The organism is Brevundimonas sp. (assembly GCF_016463295.1).
Taxonomy (GTDB): domain Bacteria; phylum Pseudomonadota; class Alphaproteobacteria; order Caulobacterales; family Caulobacteraceae; genus Brevundimonas.
This window is the reverse complement of sequence record NZ_JAEMRO010000105.1, coordinates 4,242-6,105: the sequence shown is the minus strand read 5'-3', so window position 1 is coordinate 6,105 and position 1,864 is coordinate 4,242. Positions and strand designations below refer to the sequence as shown.

Genomic DNA, 1,864 nt, shown 5'->3' with positions numbered 1-1,864 from the left:
ATCTGGTGCGGCAGATGCGGGCCAGCTTCAATGTGCTGGGGCCGCTGCTGGCGCGGACGGGCGAGGCCAAGGTGTCGCTGCCGGGCGGTTGCACCATCGGGGCGCGGCCGGTCGATCTGCACCTTCAGGCGCTGACGGCGCTGGGGGCCGAGATCGAGCTGGAAGAGGGTTATGTCACCGCGCGTGCGCCCAAGGGGCTGCAGGGCGCGGAAATCGCGTTTCCGATCGTCTCGGTCGGGGCGACGGAGCATGCGCTGCTGGCCGCGGTCATGGCCAATGGCACGACGGTGCTGAGAAACGCCGCACGCGAGCCCGAGATCGGCGACCTGGCCCGCTGCCTGACGGCGATGGGGGCCAAGGTCGAGGGAATCGACAGCGACGTCCTGACGATCACCGGCGTGAGCTCGCTGGGCGGCGCGACCTGGTCGGTGATCCCGGACAGGATCGAGATGGGCTCCTATGCCGTGGCGGCGGCCATGGCCGGCGGCGAAGTACGCCTGACCAGGGCGCGCGCCGATCTGATGCAGGCGCTGAGTGCCAAGATGGTTGAGGCGGGTGTCGAGATCACGCCGACCGAGGACGGGGTGATCGTCAAGCGTGACCCGTCTCAGCGGCTGAAGGCCGTCGATCTGACGACCGAAGTCTATCCGGGGTTCGCCACCGACCTGCAGGCGCAGTTCATGGCCCTGATGACCACGGCGGACGGGCAGAGCACGATCCAGGAAAACATCTTCGAGAACCGCTTCATGCATGCGCCCGAGTTGGCGCGGCTGGGGGCGGACATTTCGGTGCATGCGGGGAGTGCGGTGGTAACGGGGGTGCCGACGTTGCGCGGGGCCCCGGTCATGGCGACGGACCTGAGAGCTTCGGTCAGTCTTGTGATCGCCGGGCTTGTCGCCGAAGGTGAGACGACGGTGGGCCGGGTCTATCACCTGGATCGCGGGTTCGAGAAACTGGAAGACAAGCTGACCGCGTGCGGGGCCGACATCCGTAGGGTCAAGGGCGATGAGCATGACCATTGAGGCGCAGTTTCTCGAGGGTGAGAACGCGACCGTAGAGGCGGAACCGGTGGCCAAGGCTCCGGTCGAGCCTCTGCGCCTGCTGGCCGAGGATGCTGACGACCTGCAGATCATCTCCGCCGCCTTGCAGGACGCGATCATGCGGCCCGTGGACATCGTCTGGGAGACAGGCGCGCGGACGCTGACCCTGGCGCTCAGCCGATTCTGCTGGGAATGCGGCGGCACGCGGGTGATGGCCGCCATGCAGTTCGGCGATGTGATCGCGGTCAAGAGCCGTCGCCTGCACCGATCGCCGGACGCGGCGCTGGAACTGCTGGCCATGGACTTCATCCCCGATGAGGATCCGGAGGCCGCGCCCGGCGGACGCGTCATCCTGATGTTCGCGGGCGGTGGTGATCTGCGGGTCGATGTCGAATGCCTGGATGCGGTCCTGACCGACCTGTCGGAGCGCTGGCCTGCCAGACTGGCCCCGACCCATGCGGCCGATGAGCCGGACGTGCCGGAGATGGTTGTGGAATGAGCGATCACCGCCTGAGCTCTGTCGATCTGGACCCGGTCTCCCTGCCGGCCGCAACGGCCGAGATCGAGCACGAGCGGCGGGTGGCCATCTTCGATCTGGTCGAGAAGAACAGTTTCGAACCCGCCGGGGCCGACAGTGGGCCCTATAAGCTCAGGCTGTCGCTGCTGGACACCAAGCTGGTCTTCGACATCGAGGGACCGGACTTCGCGCGCGCGCACGGTCTGTCGCTGACGCCGCTTAAGGGTGTGATCCGTGACTATATCCTGATCTGCGACAGCTATTACGAGGCGCTGCGCGGCACCTCGCCCGCCCAGATCGAGGCGGT

General features: G+C 67.2%; 3 protein-coding genes. All 3 read left to right on the top strand.

Going from position 1 to position 1,864, the window contains the following annotated elements; genetic code table 11:
- A partial coding sequence (murA, locus tag JHC81_RS13315) for a UDP-N-acetylglucosamine 1-carboxyvinyltransferase (protein ID WP_292175471.1) occupies positions 1 to 1,022 on the top strand: 1,022 nt, incomplete at its 5' end.
- Positions 1,012 to 1,539 (top strand): DUF2948 family protein, encoded by a 528-nt coding sequence (locus tag JHC81_RS13310; protein ID WP_292175474.1) that lies wholly within the window; start codon positions 1,012 to 1,014, stop codon positions 1,537 to 1,539. The genes murA and JHC81_RS13310, both read left to right, overlap by 11 nt.
- The coding region (locus tag JHC81_RS13305; RefSeq protein ID WP_292175470.1) for a UPF0262 family protein at positions 1,536 to 1,864 on the top strand (329 nt) is incomplete at its 3' end. The genes JHC81_RS13310 and JHC81_RS13305, both read left to right, overlap by 4 nt.

What these genes read in the sequence shown, in the direction of transcription:
- JHC81_RS13310 (WP_292175474.1), top strand. Translation starts at nt 1,012, where the DNA reads ATGACCATTGAGGCGCAGTTTCTCGAGGGTGAGAACGCGACCGTAGAG.